Raw genomic sequence first — 20,959 nt, 5'->3', positions numbered from 1 at the left:
CAAACTTGAACTTACAACAGTTTTAAGCCGTTTTCTCAGCCAGTTTCTTGGCAAGAATTTCACGAGCCATTTCGTCAGCGATTTCACCGGTAGGGCGATTCTCTGCTGTGGCACGAGTGAAGATTTTATCCAGCGTGTTATAAATCGCTTTAACACGCGCAGCTGTTTCTTCAAAACTGAAGTTAGCAGCCTCTGAACAGACGTGGATAACACCGCCCGCATTGATAACATAATCAGGCGCGTAAAGAATGCCCATGTCTTTCAGAATTTTGTCATGTGCAGGCGTCGCTAACTGATTGTTTGCGCTACCAGCAATAACTTTCGCTTTAATACGCTTCAGGGTTTCGTCATTGATTGTTGCACCAAGAGCACACGGGGCGTAAACATCAACATCAGCGTCGTAGATAGCGTCAATACTTACGGCTTCAGCACCAAGTTCTGCTACTGCACGGTCAACTGCTTCTTGATTAACGTCACAGACCACTAGCTTCGCGCCTTCTTTTGCACAGTATTCAGCAAAATCGTAGCCAACCGCACCAAGGCCTTGAACGGCAATACGCAAACCGCTTAAGTCTTCACTACCAAAGGCATGCTTTGCGGCTGCTTTCAGGCCTAAGTAAGTGCCTTCTGCGGTATGTGGTGATGGATCACCCGCTTTACCTTCAGTACCGGCAACATAAGCTGTTTCAGTTGCAACAATGGCGATGTCACTGGTACGAATGTTAACATCTTCTGCAGTAATGTATTTACCACCTAAGGCATTGACGAAACGGCCATAGGCTTTAAAGAAAGCTTCGCTTTTATCTTTCTTGGCATCGCCGATGATTACGGCCTTACCGCCACCTAAAGGTAGGCCGGCGAGGGCACTTTTATAAGTCATACCGCGTGACAAACGTAACACGTCGGTTAACGCTTCTTCTGAGTTGGCATAGCTCCACATCCGTGTACCGCCAAGTGCTGGACCCATAGTGGTGTCGTGCACAGCGATGATCGCTTTAAGACCGGTAACTTTGTCGTGACAGAAAACCACTTGTTCGTGGTTATCAAATTCCTTGTGTTCGAATAGCGCCATTTCCGCTAACCTCATTGTTGATGTTTCAAGGGCTGATGAAAGCATCAACCCGGGATACAAATTTGTGGCGTAAACTAACACTTTACGTAAAGTGTTACTAGCATAATGCGTGCAAAAAATAACGCTTCGTCGCAGGAAACTATCAACTTGTCTTTACACCTTTTGAGGTCTGTCCAGTTTGTTGCAGATTGGTTAATAATTCTTTCCTCAGTGGTTTTCAGGCCTTCCGAAGCCTGATAATATGCGACAAAAGCAGGGAGTTTTTTCTTCTTGATGAAACTAAGTCATGAATCAAAGTCGTAGTGAGATAGCCATGAATACAGAACAAGAACAAGCAAACGCTGAACAGGCAACCTGGGTCCGGGAACACTTTCAAAAAGCAAATGGTTATCTGGTAGAAAAAGGGTTAGTCACCGATAAAGTTTTAACGAAAGAATGTCGTTATTTAATCCCGCACATCGCAATCTGGAAATTTACTTTGCGCGGTTCAACCGACAAAGTATGGGCAATTAATGGGGTGTGTCCATCGGATTACGTTGACGCTGGTGTAGCGACAACAGCGCGTGATGCGTTGCGCCATTTCTCACTGCGTTGGCAGTTGCGCGCAGACAATATTCTTAATGATGCAAATGCGGATGAAACTCAGCAGAAGTTCGCGCAGCTTTTAATTAACCACGCTGAAGCCTGCTACGATATCGTTGAGCGCGAAGAGCTCTGGGTTGACCAAGAGTTTTAATCTTGCGTTGCGAGAGCACAGGCTAAACAAAAAAGGAGCTCAAGAAGCTCCTTTTTTCTTGCTTAAGCGGTTTCTAAAAGAGCGAGTGTTCAACATACTTTGCTCGCCATTCTTCTGAGAGTCGTTTAATGACTGCTATCGCTTTCAGCAGTGCTATCACTGTCGTGATGACCTTCGTTATCGAGCAAGAACAAACCTTCATTCAACATGCCAACGAGCAGTTGACGCGCTTGACTTGACTCGAGGTATGGCTTGCAGTCGTTGAGGTCAATAAAGTCGGTCATTTCCAGTAAAATGACAAAGAGGGCTTCAGCGTCTTCGTCATCAATCGCATACCAATTCCCTTGCACAACCGCATAGTGACGATCGTTTAAGCGGGTACTGACCATGCGCACGCCAACTGCTTTTAACAAAATATCGTAACGCTCTAACGCATAACTTAATGCGCTTTCCGTATACGGTTGCTGCGGCCATTCAGGCAAAGGAGGGCGCGGGTTACGTGAGAGCAAATTGACAATGGCACGTTTCACATCCTGCTGATTGTCAAATGCTTCTAGAATCAGCGCTTTAAAATTCTCAATCACAGCATCTGAAATAAACCAAGGGTCGTCGTTGTTTAACTCGTTACCATTGGTATTTAATAAATCGGATGCCCGATCACGAAAACGTTGTTGTAGTTTGTCTTGGTCGAGCGCTTCATCAGCAATAGCAGAAAGTAATTCAGCCTGACTTGGCGCACGCAGACCGACTGAGTAGTTCAAAGCAGGCTCTAAACTGAATCCAGCATGCGGAAAACCTGCAGGAATATAGAGAATATCACCCGGTTCAAGTTCAACCTCAAGATCAGCAACAAAGCCGCGAATTTGCTTGAGGTCTGGGTGCGGACAAAACACTTCGTAGTCTGCGCGCGGCCCCACTTGCCACACACGTCTACCCATGCCTTGGATAATGAACACGTCATACTGGTCTAAATGTGCACCGACACCACCGTTAGCAGTGGAGTAGCTCACCATGAGATCGTCAATCCGCCAGTCTGGTAGAAAACGAAATGCACGCAATAGTTCTTGTGCTGGAGGGTAATGTTCATTGACTGCCTGAACCAATAAACTCCAACCTTGGTCGCCAAACTGCGTGTAATCTTCGACTGGGCCGTGTTGTAAATCCCAAACTGGCTCATGACCTTGTTTGCTTGGTTGTTGGCTCACCACACGTGAGTCAACACCAGGCTCAAGTGCTAAACCAGCCAGCTCTTCTGGGCTAATTGGGTCTTGAAAGTCGATAAAGCCCTGACGAATCACGCAAGGTTTTTGCTGCCAATAATCACGGATAAACGCAACTGCATTAAATGCAAAGTGATTAAGCACGTAATCAAGATTCGCCATGAGCGTTATCGTCCTTGTTAAAGATGTTTCAAGTGTTGCGGCAACTCAGCGACAAAGGCTTCTGCGCGACCGATATAGTTCGCTGGCGTCAGTTGCTTGAGTTCAGCTTTCACCGTTTCGGTGAGCTCAAGGTTGTCAATGAAACGAGCTAAGTCTTCAGCTGTAACGCGTTTACCGCGAGTCAGTTCCTTGAGCTTTTCATAGGGCTTTTCAATACCGTAGCGGCGCATGACCGTTTGCACTGGCTCAGCGAGTAATTCCCAGTTTTGGTCGAGCTCGTTGCGCAGGTTTGCTTCATTGACTTCGAGCTTCGACAGACCTTTTAAGGTTGCTTGATAGGCGATCACCGCATAGCCGAGGCCGACACCGAGGTTGCGTAATACAGTCGAGTCGGTGAGGTCGCGCTGCCAACGTGAAATTGGCAATTTGGCGGCTAAGTGCCCTAAAACTGCATTGGCTATGCCAAGGTTACCTTCCGAGTTTTCAAAATCGATCGGGTTGACTTTATGCGGCATGGTCGAGGAGCCGACTTCGCCTTCAATGGTTTTTTGCTTAAAGTGGTTGAGTGCAATATAACCCCACATGTCGCGGTCTAAGTCGATCAGAATGGTATTAATACGGCACAATGCGTCAAACCACTCGGCGATATAATCATGCGGTTCGATCTGGGTCGTGTATGGATTCCAGGTTAAACCGAGTGAGGTAACAAATTCTTCGGCGACTTGATGCCAATCCACTTGCGGGTAGGCCGCTAAATGAGCGTTGTAGTTACCGACTGCACCGTTAATTTTACCGAGGAATTGAACCTGATTCAGGGCGCTTATCTGGCGGTCTAAGCGCACTGCGACATTCGCAAACTCTTTCCCCATGGTCGTTGGTGTAGCCGGCTGACCGTGAGTGCGAGCCATCATTGGAATGCTCTGGTAGCTTTGCGCATGACTAACTAAAGCGCTCAAAATCTGTTGCAAATAAGGTTTTACAACCTGTTCGTGCGCAGCGGTTAACATCAATGCGTGAGAGAGGTTGTTAATGTCCTCAGACGTACAGGCAAAGTGAATAAACTCACTCACAGCCGCAAGCTCAGCGTGGTCGGCAACTTTTTCTTTTAAGAAATATTCGACCGCCTTCACGTCGTGATTGGTTGTGCGTTCAATTTCTTTCACGCGCGCCGCATCAGCCTCGGAAAAGTTAGTGATAATGGCTTCGAGTGCTGCGTTTGCTGAACTCGACAATTCCGGAACTTCAACGATATCGGCGATTGTCGCTAATTTTTGCAACCAACGAATTTCAACCAGAACGCGCTGATAGATCAGTCCGAACTCGCTCACATGTTGGCGAAGATCTGCGGTTTTGCTGCCGTAACGGCCGTCCACTGGGCTAATTGCGGTAAGTTCTGAAAGAGTTAGCTGCATGTCCTGCTCCAAAGTTGAATTGCGTTCAGCAAGCCACCTTTGTGTTCGGCAGCCGCTGGAGAAAATTAAAATCGTTTCAAGAGGGATTCGATGGCTGCCATCATTCGTGGTCGACTGAAAATGACTTGACGCCGTTTGCCCCCGAGTTGTCGCCACAAAACAGCACAGCGAATGCCAGCCAGTAGCATTGTCCGAATATGAAATTGTACCGCTGCTTGTTTAAGGTGTTCTGGTTTGCCACTAATCTGAATACGTGGTCCAAGCGGACTGATTGCGTCCATGTATAGCTTGCCAGCATTCTCGATAATCAAATTAGGCTCGAAGTCGAACTCTTTTTGCTGCCGATTAATTTGCTGGAGGCCGCGACCGAGTTGTTCTAGCGCTTGGTTATTGCGGACAAGGCGACGCTCTAACGCCAGCATTCCAACCACATAACGTGTTTGTTCAACGTCTTTTGCGCCTTCACCACTGAGTTGTGCTCGCAGCAGACGTAACGCAGGTTTCAGTGCACTCAGGTCACCAAACACAGCTTCCGTGCTTGCTGGGTTCATTTCCAACAAAGCATGAATCATGACGTCAGAATGCTCTTGCGGCTGAATTTCACCGCGTCGTGCTAATTGTTGCGCGCAGACAGCGGCTAAACATACGCCGCCTAAGGCGATCATCCGTTCTTCCCAAACGGTAAATTCGCTCACAGTGCTACCTCGAAGTCGGTAATGCGTTGTTCAATAATCCCGCCACCTAGGCACACTTCGCCGTCGTAAAATACGGCAGACTGGCCTGGAGTTACGGCTGCAACTGGCTCGTCAAAAAGTACTTCAATATCTCCGCTAGCAAGCGGTGTGACTAGGCAAGGAATATCTTCCTGGCGATAGCGAGTTTTTACGGCGCAACGAAATGGTTGTTGCGGTTGTTCACGGTTGACCCAATGCAACTGTCCAGCAATTAAACCTTTAGAGAACAGGCGAGGGTGCTGCTTGCCTTGAGCAACAATCAGTTGATTGTTACTGACGTCTTTGTCGACCACATACCAAGGATCGTCCCCAGCGTTGGCGAGACCACCAATGTACAAGCCTTTGCGTTGACCTATGGTGTGATACATGAGGCCTTCATGTTGACCAATCACTGCACCGTCAACGGTAACAATATCGCCTGGTTGAGCAGGCAAATATTGTTGGAGGAAATCTTTAAATTTGCGTTCACCGATAAAACAAATACCGGTGGAGTCTTTCTTTCCGGCGGTGACTAAGCCCTGTTCTTCAGCAATGCGGCGAACCTCAGGCTTTTCTAAGTCACCAACCGGGAAAAGTGTTTGCGCAATGTGTTCATGACTTAATGTGTACAAGAAATAACTTTGGTCTTTGTTATTATCGAGGCCACGCATTAATTGCCATTTGCCATCCTGCAGCTGACGGCGGCAATAATGGCCGGTGGCAATGTAATCAGCACCTAAGGCTTCAGCAGCAAACTCGAGAAAGGCTTTAAATTTAATTTCTTTGTTGCACATGATATCTGGGTTTGGTGTTCGACCAGCCCGATACTCAGTAAGAAAATGCTCAAAGACGTTGTCCCAATACTCAGCAGCGAAATTAACCGTGTGCAGGGGAATGCCGAGCGTTGCGCATACTTTTTCAGCGTCAGCTAGGTCAGTTGCGGCAGCACAATACTCATCGGTGTCGTCTTCTTCCCAGTTCTTCATGAATAAGCCTTCGACTTGGTAACCTTGCTGGATTAACAAATAGGCAGACACAGAAGAGTCGACACCACCGGACATACCGACGATGACACGTTTTTGGGAATGGCTTGTTTCAGTATTCACGCTGTCAGAACTCACTTGCTAACTGTATTCATGGCGGCGGATTTTAGCATTTTTTCAGCTCCTTTGCCTAGTAAAAAGCCGCGCGTCCTTGACGTAGTTCGCTCTGCTATAAAACTTCAATCTCATGAACGAGTGACAAGAACGAGTGTCATGAAAGAGTGTCATCAACGACCCGCCGTGGAGGCGTTGATTTCGCGGTACTCGCCATTGAGTAAACCTTCAATTGTCCAGTCGCTCACCTGATAGCGTATGAGTCGCAGAGTCGGGTGGCCGATTGCAGCTGTCATACGGCGAACTTGGCGATTACGACCTTCACGTAACGTCAATTTTATCCAAGTATCGGTAATCGACTGGCGGATGCGAACAGGTGGCTGTCGCGGCCATAACCAGTCCGGTTCAGCGACGATCTCGGCGGCGACGGGGAGGGTTTTACCATCATTTAACTCGACACCGGCACGTAACTGCGCAAGGGCAGATTGGCTTGGTATGCCTTCCACTAATACATAGTAAATTTTTGCTTGTTTGAATTTAGGTGACGAGATTTTAGCTTGCAGTTGCCCATCATTGGTTAAAACGACAAGCCCCTCGCTATCTTTATCTAACCGTCCTGCCGGGTACACATCCTTAACTGGAACATAGTCAGCGAGCGTGGCTTCACCGGGGTTGCCAGTAAACTGACACAGCACGTTCATCGGTTTATTCAAAAGAACAACACGGACAGTCGTCGGTCGTGGACGTTTAGTTGTTTGTTGAGTCCGTGTTGGTCGGCGTCGAGTTGGCGAAGTTGGCATGCTTTGTCTCTAGGTTTCTTCACTGGCATTTTCTTTTCTGAGCAGAGATAATGCAGCGAGAACATCAATAATAAGGTGAATTTTAACATGAACAATGGAACATCGCAGCCGCGTTGGAATACAGAATTAAAACAAGGTCTTAGCAGTCAGGTGAAGCCTGATGCAAATAAAGTCTTGTTCGCAGCGTGGCAGTTGACTAAGGAAAAGCGCACGGGCATTGGTTTCGGCGTGCTGTGGTCGTTTTTTGTATTGGTAGCCGCTGTAATGATGGTTTCCGTTTTAGTCTCAGCCCTCAGCATTGATCTTGAAGGCCCAGCTGGTGAATTGCTGTTAGGTGCGACCGCATCGATTATCTGGGCACCACTTTTAGCCGGGCTATTGCTTATGGGCTTACGCAATGTGACCGGCGAAAACAGCCGCGGTACGGACGCCTTTGCTTTACTGCACCAACCATGGACATTTATCGGCGTTACCGCATTTATCTTTGTCGCAACCCAGTTGCCATACTTAATTCCGGGCGTTAATGAAACGACTGCGGTGTTCTTGTCGTTGCCAATTAGCTTTATTTTTTCATTTGCTATGATCATCGCAGTTGGCACTAAATGCAGCATTGGTAACGCCCTGTATGCATCAGTCATGATTATTAAGAGCCGTATTGCGAGCTTCTTGGTCTTTTATATTGTGATCACCGTACTTTCTTTGTTGCTTGTTCTGCCAGCAACAGTAATCGGTGCGGCATTCGCAGCCGTTGAGGGGATCGGTACTTTCGTTGCGATTATGCTGGCGGTTGGTGCGATCTACGCATTGTTGTTTTGGGTTGCACCATTATTCTTTCATGGTGTTGCACTTTATTACACTGAGATTTTTGGTTTGGCGGAGCAGCCTACTGATGATTATGCTGAGTATCTCGAGGAACTTAGTCGTGGCGACTCGGTCAATGATGACGCTGCCGAGGATGTCGAGAATTCAAACACGACAGACAAGAACGATCGAGACAATTTTCAAGCTTAGCGTTTAACATTGAGAGGCCCGATGAAAGCGATTGTCAATCAACAATCTAAGTTAAATAACCAGCGTGGCGCTGTACTGCGAACGATAGCATTAGTACTGTTGTTCGGCAGTTTTATTGCCGCCATATTGGTGCCCTTTGTACTGTTGAAGCCGGACCATGACGATAAGGAAGAGTATCGGGGAACTGAGTTACCTGTTATTCAACGTCCAATCATTGCAGTTGATTCTAACGTTCCTGACTTTTCAGCAATTCAAGACGTCACCGATCGCAAAATCGCATTTTTCAATTATCTCATTCCATCAATTGATGCAGAGAATGCGCACATTCTCGCGTTGCGAGCAACGGTTCAGCGTTTGCACGACAAATATCATCGAGACGGCAACCTGGCTCGCCAAGAGCGTCGTTGGCTGCGTGATCTCGCTAGCTATTATCGGGTTGAGGCAGAAGAAATGGCTGGGATTCTTGCCACATTATTGCGACGTGTTGACGAAGTCCCAGACACGCTCGTTTTAATCCAGGCAGCGAATGAATCAGGTTGGGGAACGTCACGCTTTGCGCAAGACGCACGCAACTTTTTTGGTCAGTGGTGTTGGGTCGAAGGGTGCGGGATTGTACCGAATTCAAGGCCAGAGGGCGCACAACACGAAGTTCAGTACTTTGAGAGTGTTGATGCTTCCATTCAAAGTTACATGCGCAATTTGAATACGCATTTCGCTTACCAAGAGCTGCGAGAAATCCGTGCGCAACTACGTTCTCGAAATATACCGATTACAGCGCAACCTTTAACACTTGGTCTCATGGCCTATTCGGAGCGCGGTGAGGATTATATCGTCGAGCTGAACCAAATGATTCGGGTCAATCGTGAAGTGATTCAAATGGCTCGGATGGAATAAATGCTCGATAAGTGAATCGGAAAGTTAAACCGATTAGTCGGTTAATAAAAAAAGACCTAGGCTTTCGCGCTAGGTCTTTTTTTAGGTGCCAAATCGTTAGGACAAAGCTGTGATCTGAATGGGTTGTGCAGCTTGTTCCTGACGCTCTTCGTCATCTAGAAAGACGCTTGGGTCGCCAACTGGCGCTTGATCAAATGCGGTATCGCCCAAGGCATTGGCTTGACCGTCCGCGACTAGATCCTTAAATGCAAATAGGCTGGTGTCGGCAAGGTGACTGGGTACGACATTGGTGATGGCTTTAAACATGCTTTCAATGCGTCCAGGGTATTGACGATCCCAGGTTTTCAATAAATCTTTAATCACTTTCCGTTGCAGATTCTCCTGCGAACCGCATAAGTTACAAGGGATAATCGGATATTCCATTTGTGCCGCATATTTAGCGATGTCTTTCTCACGCACATAAGCGAGCGGGCGAATAACCACGTGCTCACCGTTATCGCTGACGAGCTTAGGCGGCATTGATTTCAGTGCGCCACCATAAAACATATTCAGCATGAGGGTTTCAATAATGTCGTCACGATGGTGACCTAAGGCAATTTTTGTTGCACCAAGCTCTTTCGCGGTGCGGTAAAGAATGCCGCGGCGCAGGCGAGAACAGAGCGAACAAGTTGTTTTACCCGCCGGAATTTTCTCTTTCACAATGGCATAGGTGTCTTCTTCAATAATCCGAAAGTCGACGCCTTCCTGCTGCAGATAAGCGGGCAGTATATGTTCTGGAAAGCCTGGTTGTTTCTGGTCCAGGTTAACCGCAATAATATCAAATTGAATCGGCGCTACTTTTTGCAAATAACGTAGAGTTGTTAATAAGGTATAGCTATCTTTGCCGCCACTAAGGCAAACCATGACGCGATCACCATCCGTGATCATGCCAAAGTCGTCAATTGCTTTACCTGCAGCACGCCGAATGCGTTTTTCTAGCTTATTAAAGCTGTAAGAACGACGCGAAGTTTCACCTGTAGGGGCGTTCGCTGTAGCGTGAGTTTGCACAACTTGACTCATGATGGATTCCCAAAAAGTAGCATAGAAAATAGGCCGGGTAGTATACCTGCCGGCCTAATCGGAAAGCAATTCCTGTACTTTCGATTAACTGCTAATCGGTGATTTAAATCCCTCAGGTTTTACTGCTAAAAGGTCACAATCCAACTGCTCAATAACATGTTCAGCTGTGTTGCCGAGTAAGGCTGCGGTTATGCCAGTGCGGCCAATGGTGCCGAGAACAACGAGTTCAGCGTCAAGCTCTTTGGCAACTTGCGGAATTTCGTCGTCGGGAATGCCTTCACGGAGGTGTAATCCACTAAAACTGACTTCGGCATGGCGTGCCACTTCCGCTAACGCATTTTCATGATGCTCTCGAACATTAAGTTGATATTGATGAGTGTCGAACTCAGGTATTTCAACGGCTATAGCGGCTGGTGCGCCGGGGTAGCAATTAACTAAATGTAAATGTGAGTTGAGTTTTTTGCTAATGTAACCGGCCGCTTTGAGGATTTTATGGTTGAGTGTTTGATGAATTTCACTATCACTTCCCGCATTAACTGCAGCAAGTACAGAACTATGCTGTGGCCAGTCGTGATCTTTCACTAACAAGACAGGTTGCGGAGCTTTGCGCAATAAGTGCCAATCGGTTGGCGTAAAAATCACGCTCTGTAAGGTGTCATGTTTACGCGTTCCTTTAATGATCAAGTCGTAATTGCCTTCAATCGCGGTGCGTATAATTGCTTCGAAAGGCCGATGATGCCATTGCACCAAAATATCCACTTTGTGCTGTTCTGCTTCATACTGAGCTAAGACACTTTTGATCCACTGTTCGCGTTCTTTGACTAAACCCAGGCGCATTTGCTCGCGCTCTTCACCTGAAAGCATGGTTGTCATTTCATAAGCGAAATCATAAATCGATAAGAACAAGGTCAAGCGGGCTGGCTGAAGCTTGGCAATGTGCAAAGCCCGCGCTAACGCTTTTTGTTGGTTATGGTTGGGATCGAGAACAACTAAAATATTCTGAAACATACGAGCATTCCTCGCGCTACACTGTTTCCACTAGCATAGCGCAAGTACATAAATTCGCACGTTTTTTAACAAGAAGATTGGTTTAAATCAAAGTTTCCAATGGGAGTTGGCTGTTGTTAGTCGTCGCAAGGAATACCTGGCAAACCCGCAAGGTCACATAAGGCATTGATTTGTTTCAATGATACCAAGCGTCCATCAACCGCGATGAGATCCGATTTTTGAAATTTACCGAGTAGGCGACTGACCGTTTCAACGGTCAAACCCAAATAATTACCGATTTCTGCACGAGTCATGGTTAGGCGAAATTCTTTCGATGACAAGCCGCGCGTACGAAAACGCGAGGATAACTCGATCAGGAAGGTCGCCAGCCGTTGTTCAGCGGTGCGTGTATTCAGTAGGGTTAGCATGCGTTTATCCGCATTAATTTCGTCGCTCATGAGACGCATTAATTGCCGGCGAAGTTCAGGGATTTGGCCACTTAATGATTCGAGGTTGTGATAAGGAATTTCACAAATCATTGATGTTTCCATGGCTTCAGCATAACCATGATGTTTGCCGCTACCAATAGCTTCAAAGCCGACTAAATCGCCTGGTAAATGAAATGCAGTAATTTGCATTTCACCCGCGTCGTTGAGTGTGTAGCCTTTAATACTTCCCGAGCGTACAGCATAGAGCGCTTGCAACGGCTGACCGGCTCGGAAAAGCGCATCGCCGCGTTGATAGGGGCGTTTACGCTCGATCATCGAATCAAGGCGGTCGAGAGAGTTAGCATCTAGCGTGAATGGCAGACACAACTGACTAATGCTGCAATTCTGACAGTTAATGTGATTGTTGAGCTTAGACTCACCGGCCATGCTGACTCCTTAAAAGACTGAGCGGATATTCTACCGTAAATGTTTGTCGACTACACCTGTCGGCTCAGTTTAATGTACCATTCGCTGCAACTGCTGAATCGCAATCCAGAGTGTTGCTATACCGTACCCCAAAAGAAGTAGACCTGCAATCCAACGAAATCCTTTTGAAGCGATGATATGCGAAAGTCTATGGCTTAAGACACCGGTTAAAAACATAGCAGGAAAGGTTCCAAGCCCAAAAATAAGCATGAAGCCTGCACCTTGAACAGGGTTTGCACTTAATGCAGCCCATGCCAATGCGCTGTAAACCAAGCCACACGGTAGCCAGCCCCAAAGCATACCGGCCAGAAAAATTTGGCCGCCGCGACGGTTTTGTTGCGGTAATTTCCGAGTGAGCGGTTGAATTCGGCGCCAAAGCACAGCACCCAGTCGTTCTAGCCAGATTAAAGCGCCGTTCCAGCGGATTAAATAAAGTGCCAGTAGAATCATCATGACGCCGGCAAGCCCGCGCAAATAAATAAGGGCATTGGGATAGAGCGCAGTCACCGAGAACAGCGCGCCACTGATCAACAAACCAGCGATTGCATAACTACTGATGCGGCCTAGATTGTAGAGTAATAGGCGGGCAGGTGACTGATTCATGCCCATGGCAGCGGCAAGGCCGCCACACATGGCTAAACAATGGCCACTGCCAGCCAAACCCATTATTAGCGCGGCGAGCCAATCAATTGTCACTGGGAGTCCTTGTCGCTGTCGTGTTTTTCATCGTTTTTGTCAGCATCGGTCTGGCTTTGCTGGCGTGTCGATTTTTTCCGTTTGGGCTGATCGTCGTCTAACAGAATATTGTAGCCTTGACGTTCAAGATCATCGAATTGGCCGCTACGTACCGCCCAAAAGAAAATCACAATCGCAATCACCACGAGGATGATGGCAATCGGCACCATGAGATGTAGTATTTCCATTGCGACTCCGGTTTAGCGAGCATCACGCATTAAGCGCAGCGAGTTTGTCATCACGATCAACGAGCTAGCAGACATGCCAAGCATAGCAAGTAAGGGACCAACATGACCAGTCACGGCTAATGGCAGAATAACGAGGTTGTAGCCAAGTGCCCAGGTGAAGTTTTGTCGAATCACACGGCGTGTCAAACGGGCGGTGTCGTGCAAACGGCGCAGAGCTGCGAGCTCCCCCGTGAGAATAACCACATCACTGCTGGTTTTCGCGAGGTCAGAGCCGGTAGCAAAAGTGACCGAGCCGTCTGCTCCCGCTAAAACTGGACCGTCGTTAATACCGTCGCCGACCATCAGCACAGGACCTTGCTCACGCAAAGTTTGCAGTACCGTCAATTTGTCTTCAGGTTTTAAGCCTGCATGAACTTCATCAATCGCTAGCGTTGCGGCCAGACTAGTTGCGCGCTCATGGGAGTCGCCCGTTAGCATAACAATACGGAAGCCGTGGCGGCGATACCAATCAAGCGTTACAGCGGTGTCCTGACGTAATTGGTCATCGACTTGCCAAGCACCTAATACTTGCTCACGCGAGGCTAGAATAACGTTTGCTTGCGGCAGCGCTAGTTCAAAATTCGGGTGCCATTGGCGAATAAACTCGAGACTACCGATGCGATACTCAAGACCTTCAATAAAACCTGATAAACCAAAACCTGGATGGTTTTCAACGCCGCTTGCTGCCACATGCGTACTGAGTCGCTGTAGCGGTCGTGCGATCGGGTGTTCAGAATAACTTTCAAGACTCGCAGCTAGGGTTTCAACCCGTGCTGGATCAAGCAGTTCCTGGTTGTGTGTTGTCGGCGGCTGGTTGTGTGTTGTCGGCGGGTAGTAGCGTTCGATAATCGCAAATTTACCATGCGTGAGCGTGCCGGTTTTATCGACGCACAAGGTTTTCATTTTCGGCAATGCTTCGAGCAATACCGCTTGCTTCATTAGAATGCCACTGCGATTGAGGCGACTCACCGCACCGCTCATTGCGGTTGGTGCGGCAAGGGAAAGTGCGCAAGGACAGGTTGCAACAAGCACTGCCAACATAACCCAGAACGCTTTCGACGGGTCGACGAACATCCATGCGATATAGGTGAGGGTGGTAATGATCAAGGTTGCCGCAACGAAATAGCGACTCACAATATCTGCCAGTCGAACAAACCGAGGTTTCTGTTCGAGAGCGCTGTCCTGTAACGCAATAATGCCGGACAACAAGGTTTCTTGCCGGGTCGCTTGAATACGGATGGTAATGGGGTGTTCTTGGTTAATCGCACCGGCAAATACAGTGTCGAGATATTTCTTTTGTACCGGACGGCTTTCACCGGTCAACAAGGCTTCGTCACACCAAGCTTCTTGTTCTAGTAACTCACCGTCGGCGGGTATTGCTTCACCAGCCTTAACGCGAATGACATCGCCTTGCTCGAGATATTTCACCATGACTTGTTGCCAACCGTCGTCGGTTTGGCGCTCTGCTATCGCTGGAATCAATTTCATTAAGTTTGCAGCGTTTGCTACCGCTTTATGCCGCGCTTGCATTTCTAAAAAACGACCGGACAGCAAGAAAAAGGCAAACATAGTGACGCATTCATAGTAGATTTCGCCACTGTCAGTCACTGTCGCATAAAAGCTCGCGACAAAAGCGATGGCCATGGCCAGTGCCACCGGCACATCCATATTCAAACTTCGCGCCTTAAGGGCTTTAATCGCATTGACAAAAAATGGTTGGCAGCTGTAAACAATCACGGGCGCGGTAAAGAGCAGTGAGACCCACCAGAAGTAAAGGCGAGTGGTGTCATCAATGTCGTCAAAATACAAACCGAACGCAACCATCATGGTTTGCATCGAGGCAATACCAGCAACGCCGAGACGACGAATGTAGCCACGCCGCTTCTTCTCATAAGTGGCTTCTAAGTCAGCTTGTTGGAAAGGCAGGGCTTTATAGCCGACTTGATGAATTGCCTGCAGAATTTGACTGAGGCGAGTTGCTTCTGCCTGCCACTCAACGTAGAGGCGCTCGGTAGCAGAGTTAACAACAACTTTGCTGACACCGGGGGAGTTCATAAGCTGGCGTTCGATTAACCATGCACAGGCAGCGCAAGTCATGCCTTCGAGTGCTAATGTTGCCGACTGCCGGTCACCGTCGCTATGCACAAACTCTTGTTGAATGTCTGGGTCGTCATAGCGTGTTAGTTCACTCGCCAAAGCCTGCAGTTCATCGGGAACGAGAATTAGTTCACCAGGTTTACTCTCGCGAAACTTGTAGAAATGGGTCAGTCCTTGGTCGACGATCGTCGCCGCCACTGATTGACATCCATAGCAGCACATCGGCTCGCTTTGGCCGTCAATTTCGACACTTAAATCAACCCCGCGTGGTACCGGTTGATGACAATGAAAACAAGCTGTTGTTGTACTCACATCGACCTACTGAGTTATGACCTTTTTAGCAACTGCGCAATGACTGCTTTGTCGAGCACGCGATAAGCGTTAAATACCGTAGTTCACCGGCAAAATCGTAATTCGCTGGCTGACTGGTAAGTGGATATTCTGGCTAACTCGCCACTCGCGATCAAAAGGTTCGATGTCGAGTCGCCAATGGCCATCGAGTTCGCGCGGTAGCATTTGCCGATATACGCCATCACCGCTTTGAGTCATACGCAGTTCAAAGTCATACTGTTGAGTGGTTGGATGATAGAATGTGACGACTAAGGCAGAACCGTCATTCGGTGCACCCGAGCGAAAACGAAGCTCGAGGTTATCGTTTTTAAACTCAGCATAAAAAGAAATATTCCGTTCTTCTGCGATGGCAACACGCTGCAGTTGAAGATTGATACTACGGCCTTCGTTGTAGTAGTCGTCAACAACCATCGAAATCGGATTCCGATATATCAAAATTGCAGTAACGATACACGCTGTAATAACGGCGAATTTCATGAAAATAATGTACCAAACCCAAGTCACTTTGTACCAAGGAGTATGGTTGTTAGCGTTGCTGTGATTCGTTTGCTGTTTTGTCGTCATAGTGTTCTCGAGTTGAATAACAGAAAGCCCCGACGAGCGGGGCTTCCATGCCTATCAAGTGACTGTGTTATTCGGCTAAGCTTAATACGTAACCGGATAAGATTTTCACTTTGTCTTCACCTAGGATGTCTTTCCATGCTGGCATGACACCGTTGCGACCATAGCGCAGCGTTTCTGCAATTGCGCGCTCTGTCGCTCCGTAAATGAATACATTATCGGTTAAGTTTGGTGCACCTAGAGCCGGGTTGCCTTTCGCATCCTGGCCGTGACAAGCCGCACAAACCATCCAATTCTGTTCACCGGCGCGAGCAAGTTCACGGTCAACAATACGACCATTCAAGCTAAGCACGTAGGCCGTCATTTCTTCAATGCCACGTTCACCTAGTTGTTCACCGAAGGCAGGCATTGCAGCTTGACGTCCGTCCATAATGGTGGTGTGAATCTGTTGTGCTGAGGCACCCCAGTTAAACACGCCATCGGTTAGGTTGGGGAAGCCTTGCGCACCGCGTGCGTCAGAGCCGTGACACTGGGCACAGTTTTGTAAAAACAACCGCTGACCAATACGTAGGGCGTCGCGATCTTGAGCAATCTCTTCAATAGCCATACTTGCGTATTGCTGGAAGATTGGACCGTAGACTTCATCAGCGCGACGACGTTCGGCGTCATATTGAATGTTCAGACCAGCTTCACGTGAATCGATTGCCGCTTGACGTGATTCGTCAAGCGATAACACGAATTGGTTCGCGCTTTGCCATTTAAACAAACCTGGGAAATTACCTAAACCAGGATAGAGGATTAAATAGAGCAAACCCCAAGCTAAACAAATCCAAAATAGAACCGTCCACCATGTCGGCAATGGGTTATTCAGTTCGATAATACCATCGAACTCATGCCCCATACTTTCGCCTTCTTCGACATCCGTGAAGTTCTTCATGTTCCACCAGAGTAGTAGGCCAATAGCGACCAACGACCCGAGGGTGAGTACGATTATCCACCAACTCCAGAAGCTACTCATCTTTATCTGACTCCTGTTGTGAGCGTTTGACGTTTTTCTTCTTATCTTCTTCGAAGATCGAATTTGCGTCGTGCTCAAATTTATCTTTGTTTTTCGGCCAAAATGCCCAAACAATCACAATAATGATGACTAAGAACACCAAGGCTGTGTGAACCGCCTGAAATTCAGCACCCATGATTACCTCAACGCTGTTCCTAAGGATTGCAGGTAAGCGATTAACGCTTCCATCTCTGTTTTCCCTTGTACAGCAGCTTGCGCACCGTCAATGTCTTCGTCCGTGTACGGCACACCAAGACGTTGGAAAGCACGCATCTTCCGAGCAGTCAACTTGCCGTCGAGGGTGTTCGTTGCAAGCCATGGATAGGCTGGCATATTTGACTCTGGAACGACTGCGCGTGGATTCACTAAGTGCACATAGTGCCATTCATCACTATAACGGCCGCCAACGCGAGCAAGATCAGGGCCAGTCCGTTTTGAACCCCACAAATGTGGATGTTCCCAAACGTGCTCGCCAGCGACTGAATAGTGACCATAGCGCTCAGTTTCCGCTCGGAAAGGGCGAATCATTTGCGAGTGACAGCCAACGCAGCCTTCACGGATGTAAATGTCACGACCTTCAAGTTCAAGGGCAGTATACGGGCGCAGGTTTTTCACTGGTTCTTGTAGCTGCTTCTGGAACAGTAGGGGGGTGATCTCTACGAGACCACCAATTGAAATTGCGATGATTGAAAAGACCGCGAACCAGCCGACGTGCTTCTCGACCTTCTCATGTTTATTTTTACTCATGATTTAGCCTCCTTTACGCCGGTTGCGCCGCAGCTAACGGCTCATTGCTACGGACTTTATCAGAACGGATGGTTTTCCAAACGTTGTAACCCATAATCAGCATACCCGCGACGACAAACACGCCACCGACGAAGCGAACGAAATAGAATGGGTACGACGCTTCTAAGCTCTCAACGAAGCTGTAAGTCAGGGTGCCGTCAGAGTTAACTGCACGCCACATAAGACCTTGCATGACGCCGGAGATCCACATTGCAACGATGTAAAGGACAACGCCAATGGTATGTAACCAGAAGTGCATGTTGATCAGCTTGATGCTGTACATACGCTCGCGGTCGAACAAAATTGGAATCAAGTGATAGATAGCACCGATGGAAATCATGGCAACCCAGCCTAAAGCACCTGAGTGAACATGACCAACGGTCCAGTCGGTGTAATGCGATAACGCGTTAACCGATTTGATCGCCATCATTGGGCCTTCGAATGTCGACATGCCGTAGAACGACAGGGAGACAATCAAGAAGCGCAGAATTGGGTCAGTCCGCAATTTGTGCCATGCACCTGACAGGGTCATGATACCGTTGATCATACCACCCCAAGACGGTACGAAAAGGATCACCGACATGACCATCCCCACTGACTGTGCCCAGTCTGGCAGCGCAGTGTAATGCAAGTGGTGTGGGCCGGCCCAAATATAAATAGTGATTAAGGCCCAGAAGTGCACGATCGATAAACGATACGAATAGACAGGACGCTCGGCTTGTTTCGGCACGAAGTAGTACATCATACCGAGGAAACCGGCTGTCAGCAGGAAGCCGACCGCGTTATGGCCATACCACCACTGCATCATGGCATCGACTGCGCCAGAGTAGATAGAGTACGACTTCCAGAACGACACTGGAATTGCCAGGTTGTTACCAATATGCAGCATGGCAACGGCAATCATAAATGCGCCATAGAACCAGTTGGCCACATATATGTGTGAAGTTCGACGAATTGCCAAGGTGCCAAAGAAGACAATAATAAACGCGACCCAAACGATTGCGATTAGAATTGAAATTGGCCACTCAAGTTCAGCATATTCCTTCGTGGTTGTGATGCCCAGTGGCAACGTGATTACCGCAGATACGATAACCGCTTGCCAGCCCCAAAATGTAAACGCTGCGAGGCGGTCAGAAAACAGTCGAACTTGACAGGTCTTCTGAACAACATAGTAGGCGGTGGCGAACAATGCACTGGTACCGAAGGCGAAAATTACCGCGTTCGTATGCAATGGACGTAGACGAGAATAGGTTAACCACGGTGTATCGAAATTCAGCGCAGGCCAAACAAGTTGCGCAGCAATTAAGACACCGACGACCATTCCGATAATTCCCCAAATAATCGTCATCACAGTAAACTGTTTAACGACTTTCAGGTTATAGTCGACAGGCTGATTGGAAGTTGTGCTCATTATTATTAATCCGCTGTAGTTTGCAGAACAGACAGTGAGTATGAACCATAACCACAAAAATTAGTAATTTGATATGGTTATGCATTTCAACTCGGATTGTAAGGGTTTTCGGCCCGAAAATACAGCCGATCAATACCCCGAAAGCATGATAAAGATCAAACTAATCCCGATTGGGTAGGTCGTTTGTAGTAAAACTTATGAGTCGGATTAACATTAATAATTCTTTTGCTGAAAAAGAGAACATTATTATGCAGTTAATAGGAATTTGCAGATGCACTCTGGCTCTTGCCTTAATACCTCTTTTGGGAGCCTGTGGGGGTGAACCAGAGGTTTACATTGGTAACAACCAGTTCTGCACTGTAGGCACAGATTTGGAACAAGCTTACCACCAATGTCGGGTACCATTACCTGCTGAATTCGCCGACGGTGACCTCTACCTGTTCACAAGCGACCTTTCTATGACTGTCGAACAACTCTTAGAACTAACCCTAGTTACGCCAGCGGCTGTGCAACCGATCATGAGTGATATTGTTGGCGTGTCGATGTATATGGGGCGAATACCAGTTGTCTGGGAACAACGTGACGCCGATGAGGAGCTAGCTACGTCTGCCACATGGCAGGCACAATTGTTACTCGGCGCCTGCAGTGACCCTAATATGGTGTGGAATTTACGCCTCAACGTTGAAAACATCGCCGGCGATCGGCACACTCTCATTATTCCGTTCCAGTCTAGCTGGTAATTTAATTTTACATTACAGGACTATTCTAATGTCTTCTATTCGTCGTTCATGGCTGCTTCTAATTGCCACATTGGTTTTGCTTGTAGGCTGTAGCCCAAACTCAAATACGGTCGACAGCGGGCCATATCGCAGTGACTCCACAGGCCCGACTGAGGTAACGCTAAAAGTGTTGTACGTGAACGCTGATGGTTTTGCATTTCGCAACGAACAAGGTGAGTTAACCGGCGTCACCGTCGACATCATGCATGAGTTTGTGCGCTGGTTTGAGCGTTATCATGCTGCGCGAATTAATCTCAACTTTGTCGAAGAAGAAAATTGGTCTGTATTTTACCAACGAATTCGCAATGCGAGCGGCGGTGTATTTGGCTTAGGCAATGTGACAATTACAGAAGCCCGTCGCCAAGAGCTGCAATTCTCGCCACCTTATATGACAAATGTAGCCGTTCTTATTTCCCCGGCAGAGACTGCCGAGCTCACTAGCTTTGACGAGTTTCCACAGGTTTTTACTGGCCTCCAACCGATGGCATTTGCTGGTACTTTACATGAAACTCGCATTAAGCAGTTGCGTGATCGCTATCAACCGGATGCCGAAGTTCGGGCCGCTACAAGTAACCCAGAGATCATCGAAGCCGTTGCCAGTGGTCATTATTACAGCTATATCGACGCTTATAATTATTGGCGGGCAGTTGCGGGCGGGGCAGCAATCCGTCATCACTCGATAGCTGATGATCCCGGTGAGACCTTTGGCATTATTATGCCTCTAGATAATGACTGGGCGCCTTTACTGACGGCGTTCTTTGCTGCTGAAGGCGGATTCACTTTAACCGAACGTTATCGTGAGATTATGCATGAGCACCTCGGTGAAAACTTGGCTAATTTATTATTAGAAGCTGCGCGTTAACGTAATCTTTACAAAA

General features: G+C 47.9%; 22 protein-coding genes. 5 read left to right on the top strand and 17 right to left on the bottom strand.

Translation table 11 applies throughout. The features are described from left to right. Positions 1 to 22: 22 nt before the first annotated feature. Positions 23 to 1,072: a Glu/Leu/Phe/Val dehydrogenase dimerization domain-containing protein gene (locus CWE06_RS02215; protein ID WP_126790741.1), complete on the bottom strand. Its 1,050-nt coding sequence runs from the start codon at positions 1,070 to 1,072 to the stop codon at positions 23 to 25. A gap of 286 nt (positions 1,073 to 1,358) precedes the next feature. Here CWE06_RS02215 and CWE06_RS02210 point away from each other — a divergent pair, with 286 nt between their 5' ends. After that, positions 1,359 to 1,808, top strand: a complete 450-nt coding sequence (locus CWE06_RS02210) for a DUF4826 family protein (protein ID WP_241972444.1) — start codon at positions 1,359 to 1,361, stop codon at positions 1,806 to 1,808. A gap of 125 nt (positions 1,809 to 1,933) precedes the next feature. On the opposite strand, the gene CWE06_RS02205 is transcribed toward CWE06_RS02210, so the two are convergent. The 5 genes from CWE06_RS02205 to CWE06_RS02185 all read right to left on the bottom strand — a co-directional run bounded on the left by CWE06_RS02205 (position 1,934) and on the right by CWE06_RS02185 (position 7,212). Continuing rightward, positions 1,934 to 3,190 (bottom strand): cupin domain-containing protein, encoded by a 1,257-nt coding sequence (locus tag CWE06_RS02205; RefSeq protein ID WP_126790739.1) that lies wholly within the window; start codon positions 3,188 to 3,190, stop codon positions 1,934 to 1,936. Positions 3,191 to 3,207: 17 nt separating this feature from the next. Next, entirely contained in the window at positions 3,208 to 4,602 is a 1,395-nt protein-coding gene (gene purB, locus CWE06_RS02200) for an adenylosuccinate lyase (RefSeq protein WP_126790737.1), read from the bottom strand. Between the two features lie 65 nt (positions 4,603 to 4,667). Then, a complete protein-coding gene (gene hflD / locus CWE06_RS02195) occupies positions 4,668 to 5,297 on the bottom strand; it encodes a high frequency lysogenization protein HflD (protein WP_126790735.1) in 630 nt (209 codons plus the stop codon). Beyond that, a complete protein-coding gene (gene mnmA / locus CWE06_RS02190) occupies positions 5,294 to 6,421 on the bottom strand; it encodes a tRNA 2-thiouridine(34) synthase MnmA (RefSeq protein ID WP_126790733.1) in 1,128 nt (375 codons plus the stop codon). The genes hflD and mnmA overlap by 4 nt, the downstream gene beginning before the upstream one ends. A gap of 164 nt (positions 6,422 to 6,585) precedes the next feature. Next, on the bottom strand, positions 6,586 to 7,212 hold the full coding sequence (locus CWE06_RS02185; protein WP_126790731.1) for a pseudouridine synthase: 627 nt from the start codon (positions 7,210 to 7,212) through the stop codon (positions 6,586 to 6,588). 87 nt (positions 7,213 to 7,299) lie between these two features. Between CWE06_RS02185 and CWE06_RS02180 the strand changes: the two genes are divergently transcribed. Both CWE06_RS02180 and CWE06_RS02175 read left to right on the top strand, forming a co-directional pair. Further along, positions 7,300 to 8,223: a hypothetical protein gene (locus CWE06_RS02180; RefSeq protein ID WP_126790729.1), complete on the top strand. Its 924-nt coding sequence runs from the start codon at positions 7,300 to 7,302 to the stop codon at positions 8,221 to 8,223. A 21-nt stretch (positions 8,224 to 8,244) separates the two neighbouring features. Beyond that, positions 8,245 to 9,117, top strand: a complete 873-nt coding sequence (locus CWE06_RS02175) for a glucosaminidase domain-containing protein (protein WP_126790727.1) — start codon at positions 8,245 to 8,247, stop codon at positions 9,115 to 9,117. A gap of 96 nt (positions 9,118 to 9,213) precedes the next feature. Here CWE06_RS02175 and ttcA read toward each other — a convergent pair whose 3' ends face one another. The 11 genes from ttcA to ccoN all read right to left on the bottom strand — a co-directional run bounded on the left by ttcA (position 9,214) and on the right by ccoN (position 19,302). Next, positions 9,214 to 10,176, bottom strand: a complete 963-nt coding sequence (ttcA, locus tag CWE06_RS02170) for a tRNA 2-thiocytidine(32) synthetase TtcA (RefSeq protein ID WP_126790725.1) — start codon at positions 10,174 to 10,176, stop codon at positions 9,214 to 9,216. 84 nt (positions 10,177 to 10,260) lie between these two features. After that, positions 10,261 to 11,184 carry a universal stress protein UspE gene (uspE, locus tag CWE06_RS02165; protein WP_126790723.1) on the bottom strand — a complete coding sequence of 308 codons (924 nt, stop codon included), beginning with the start codon at positions 11,182 to 11,184 and terminating at the stop codon, positions 10,261 to 10,263. A gap of 116 nt (positions 11,185 to 11,300) precedes the next feature. Then, positions 11,301 to 12,038 (bottom strand): fumarate/nitrate reduction transcriptional regulator Fnr, encoded by a 738-nt coding sequence (gene fnr / locus CWE06_RS02160; protein WP_126790721.1) that lies wholly within the window; start codon positions 12,036 to 12,038, stop codon positions 11,301 to 11,303. 69 nt (positions 12,039 to 12,107) lie between these two features. Further along, positions 12,108 to 12,773 carry a sulfite exporter TauE/SafE family protein gene (locus tag CWE06_RS02155; protein ID WP_126790719.1) on the bottom strand — a complete coding sequence of 222 codons (666 nt, stop codon included), beginning with the start codon at positions 12,771 to 12,773 and terminating at the stop codon, positions 12,108 to 12,110. Beyond that, entirely contained in the window at positions 12,770 to 13,000 is a 231-nt protein-coding gene (gene ccoS, locus CWE06_RS02150) for a cbb3-type cytochrome oxidase assembly protein CcoS (RefSeq protein ID WP_126790717.1), read from the bottom strand. The genes CWE06_RS02155 and ccoS overlap by 4 nt, the downstream gene beginning before the upstream one ends. 12 nt (positions 13,001 to 13,012) lie before the next feature. After that, a complete protein-coding gene (locus CWE06_RS02145; RefSeq protein WP_241972443.1) occupies positions 13,013 to 15,448 on the bottom strand; it encodes a heavy metal translocating P-type ATPase in 2,436 nt (811 codons plus the stop codon). Positions 15,449 to 15,517: 69 nt separating this feature from the next. Continuing rightward, positions 15,518 to 16,051: a FixH family protein gene (locus CWE06_RS02140; RefSeq protein ID WP_126790715.1), complete on the bottom strand. Its 534-nt coding sequence runs from the start codon at positions 16,049 to 16,051 to the stop codon at positions 15,518 to 15,520. Between the two features lie 67 nt (positions 16,052 to 16,118). After that, positions 16,119 to 17,066 carry a cytochrome-c oxidase, cbb3-type subunit III gene (ccoP, locus tag CWE06_RS02135; RefSeq protein WP_126790713.1) on the bottom strand — a complete coding sequence of 316 codons (948 nt, stop codon included), beginning with the start codon at positions 17,064 to 17,066 and terminating at the stop codon, positions 16,119 to 16,121. Further along, positions 17,059 to 17,241, bottom strand: coding sequence for a cbb3-type cytochrome oxidase subunit 3 (locus CWE06_RS02130; RefSeq protein ID WP_126790711.1), 183 nt, complete (start codon positions 17,239 to 17,241; stop codon positions 17,059 to 17,061). The genes ccoP and CWE06_RS02130 overlap by 8 nt, the downstream gene beginning before the upstream one ends. Positions 17,242 to 17,243: 2 nt before the next feature. Beyond that, positions 17,244 to 17,852, bottom strand: a complete 609-nt coding sequence (gene ccoO / locus CWE06_RS02125; RefSeq protein ID WP_126790709.1) for a cytochrome-c oxidase, cbb3-type subunit II — start codon at positions 17,850 to 17,852, stop codon at positions 17,244 to 17,246. A gap of 13 nt (positions 17,853 to 17,865) precedes the next feature. Continuing rightward, the gene (gene ccoN, locus CWE06_RS02120; protein ID WP_126790707.1) at positions 17,866 to 19,302 is read right to left on the bottom strand and encodes a cytochrome-c oxidase, cbb3-type subunit I; all 1,437 of its coding nucleotides are present in this window, start codon (positions 19,300 to 19,302) and stop codon (positions 17,866 to 17,868) included. Between the two features lie 371 nt (positions 19,303 to 19,673). Here ccoN and CWE06_RS02115 point away from each other — a divergent pair, with 371 nt between their 5' ends. Beyond that, positions 19,674 to 20,042 (top strand): hypothetical protein, encoded by a 369-nt coding sequence (locus tag CWE06_RS02115; RefSeq protein WP_126790705.1) that lies wholly within the window; start codon positions 19,674 to 19,676, stop codon positions 20,040 to 20,042. A gap of 28 nt (positions 20,043 to 20,070) precedes the next feature. Further along, positions 20,071 to 20,943 carry a substrate-binding periplasmic protein gene (locus CWE06_RS02110; RefSeq protein ID WP_126790703.1) on the top strand — a complete coding sequence of 291 codons (873 nt, stop codon included), beginning with the start codon at positions 20,071 to 20,073 and terminating at the stop codon, positions 20,941 to 20,943. Positions 20,944 to 20,959 lie beyond the last annotated feature (16 nt).

Origin of the sequence: Aliidiomarina haloalkalitolerans (assembly GCF_003987315.1) — a bacterium.
In the GTDB taxonomy this organism is placed as follows: domain Bacteria; phylum Pseudomonadota; class Gammaproteobacteria; order Enterobacterales; family Alteromonadaceae; genus Aliidiomarina; species Aliidiomarina haloalkalitolerans.
This window is presented reverse-complemented; position numbering and strand designations above follow the sequence as displayed.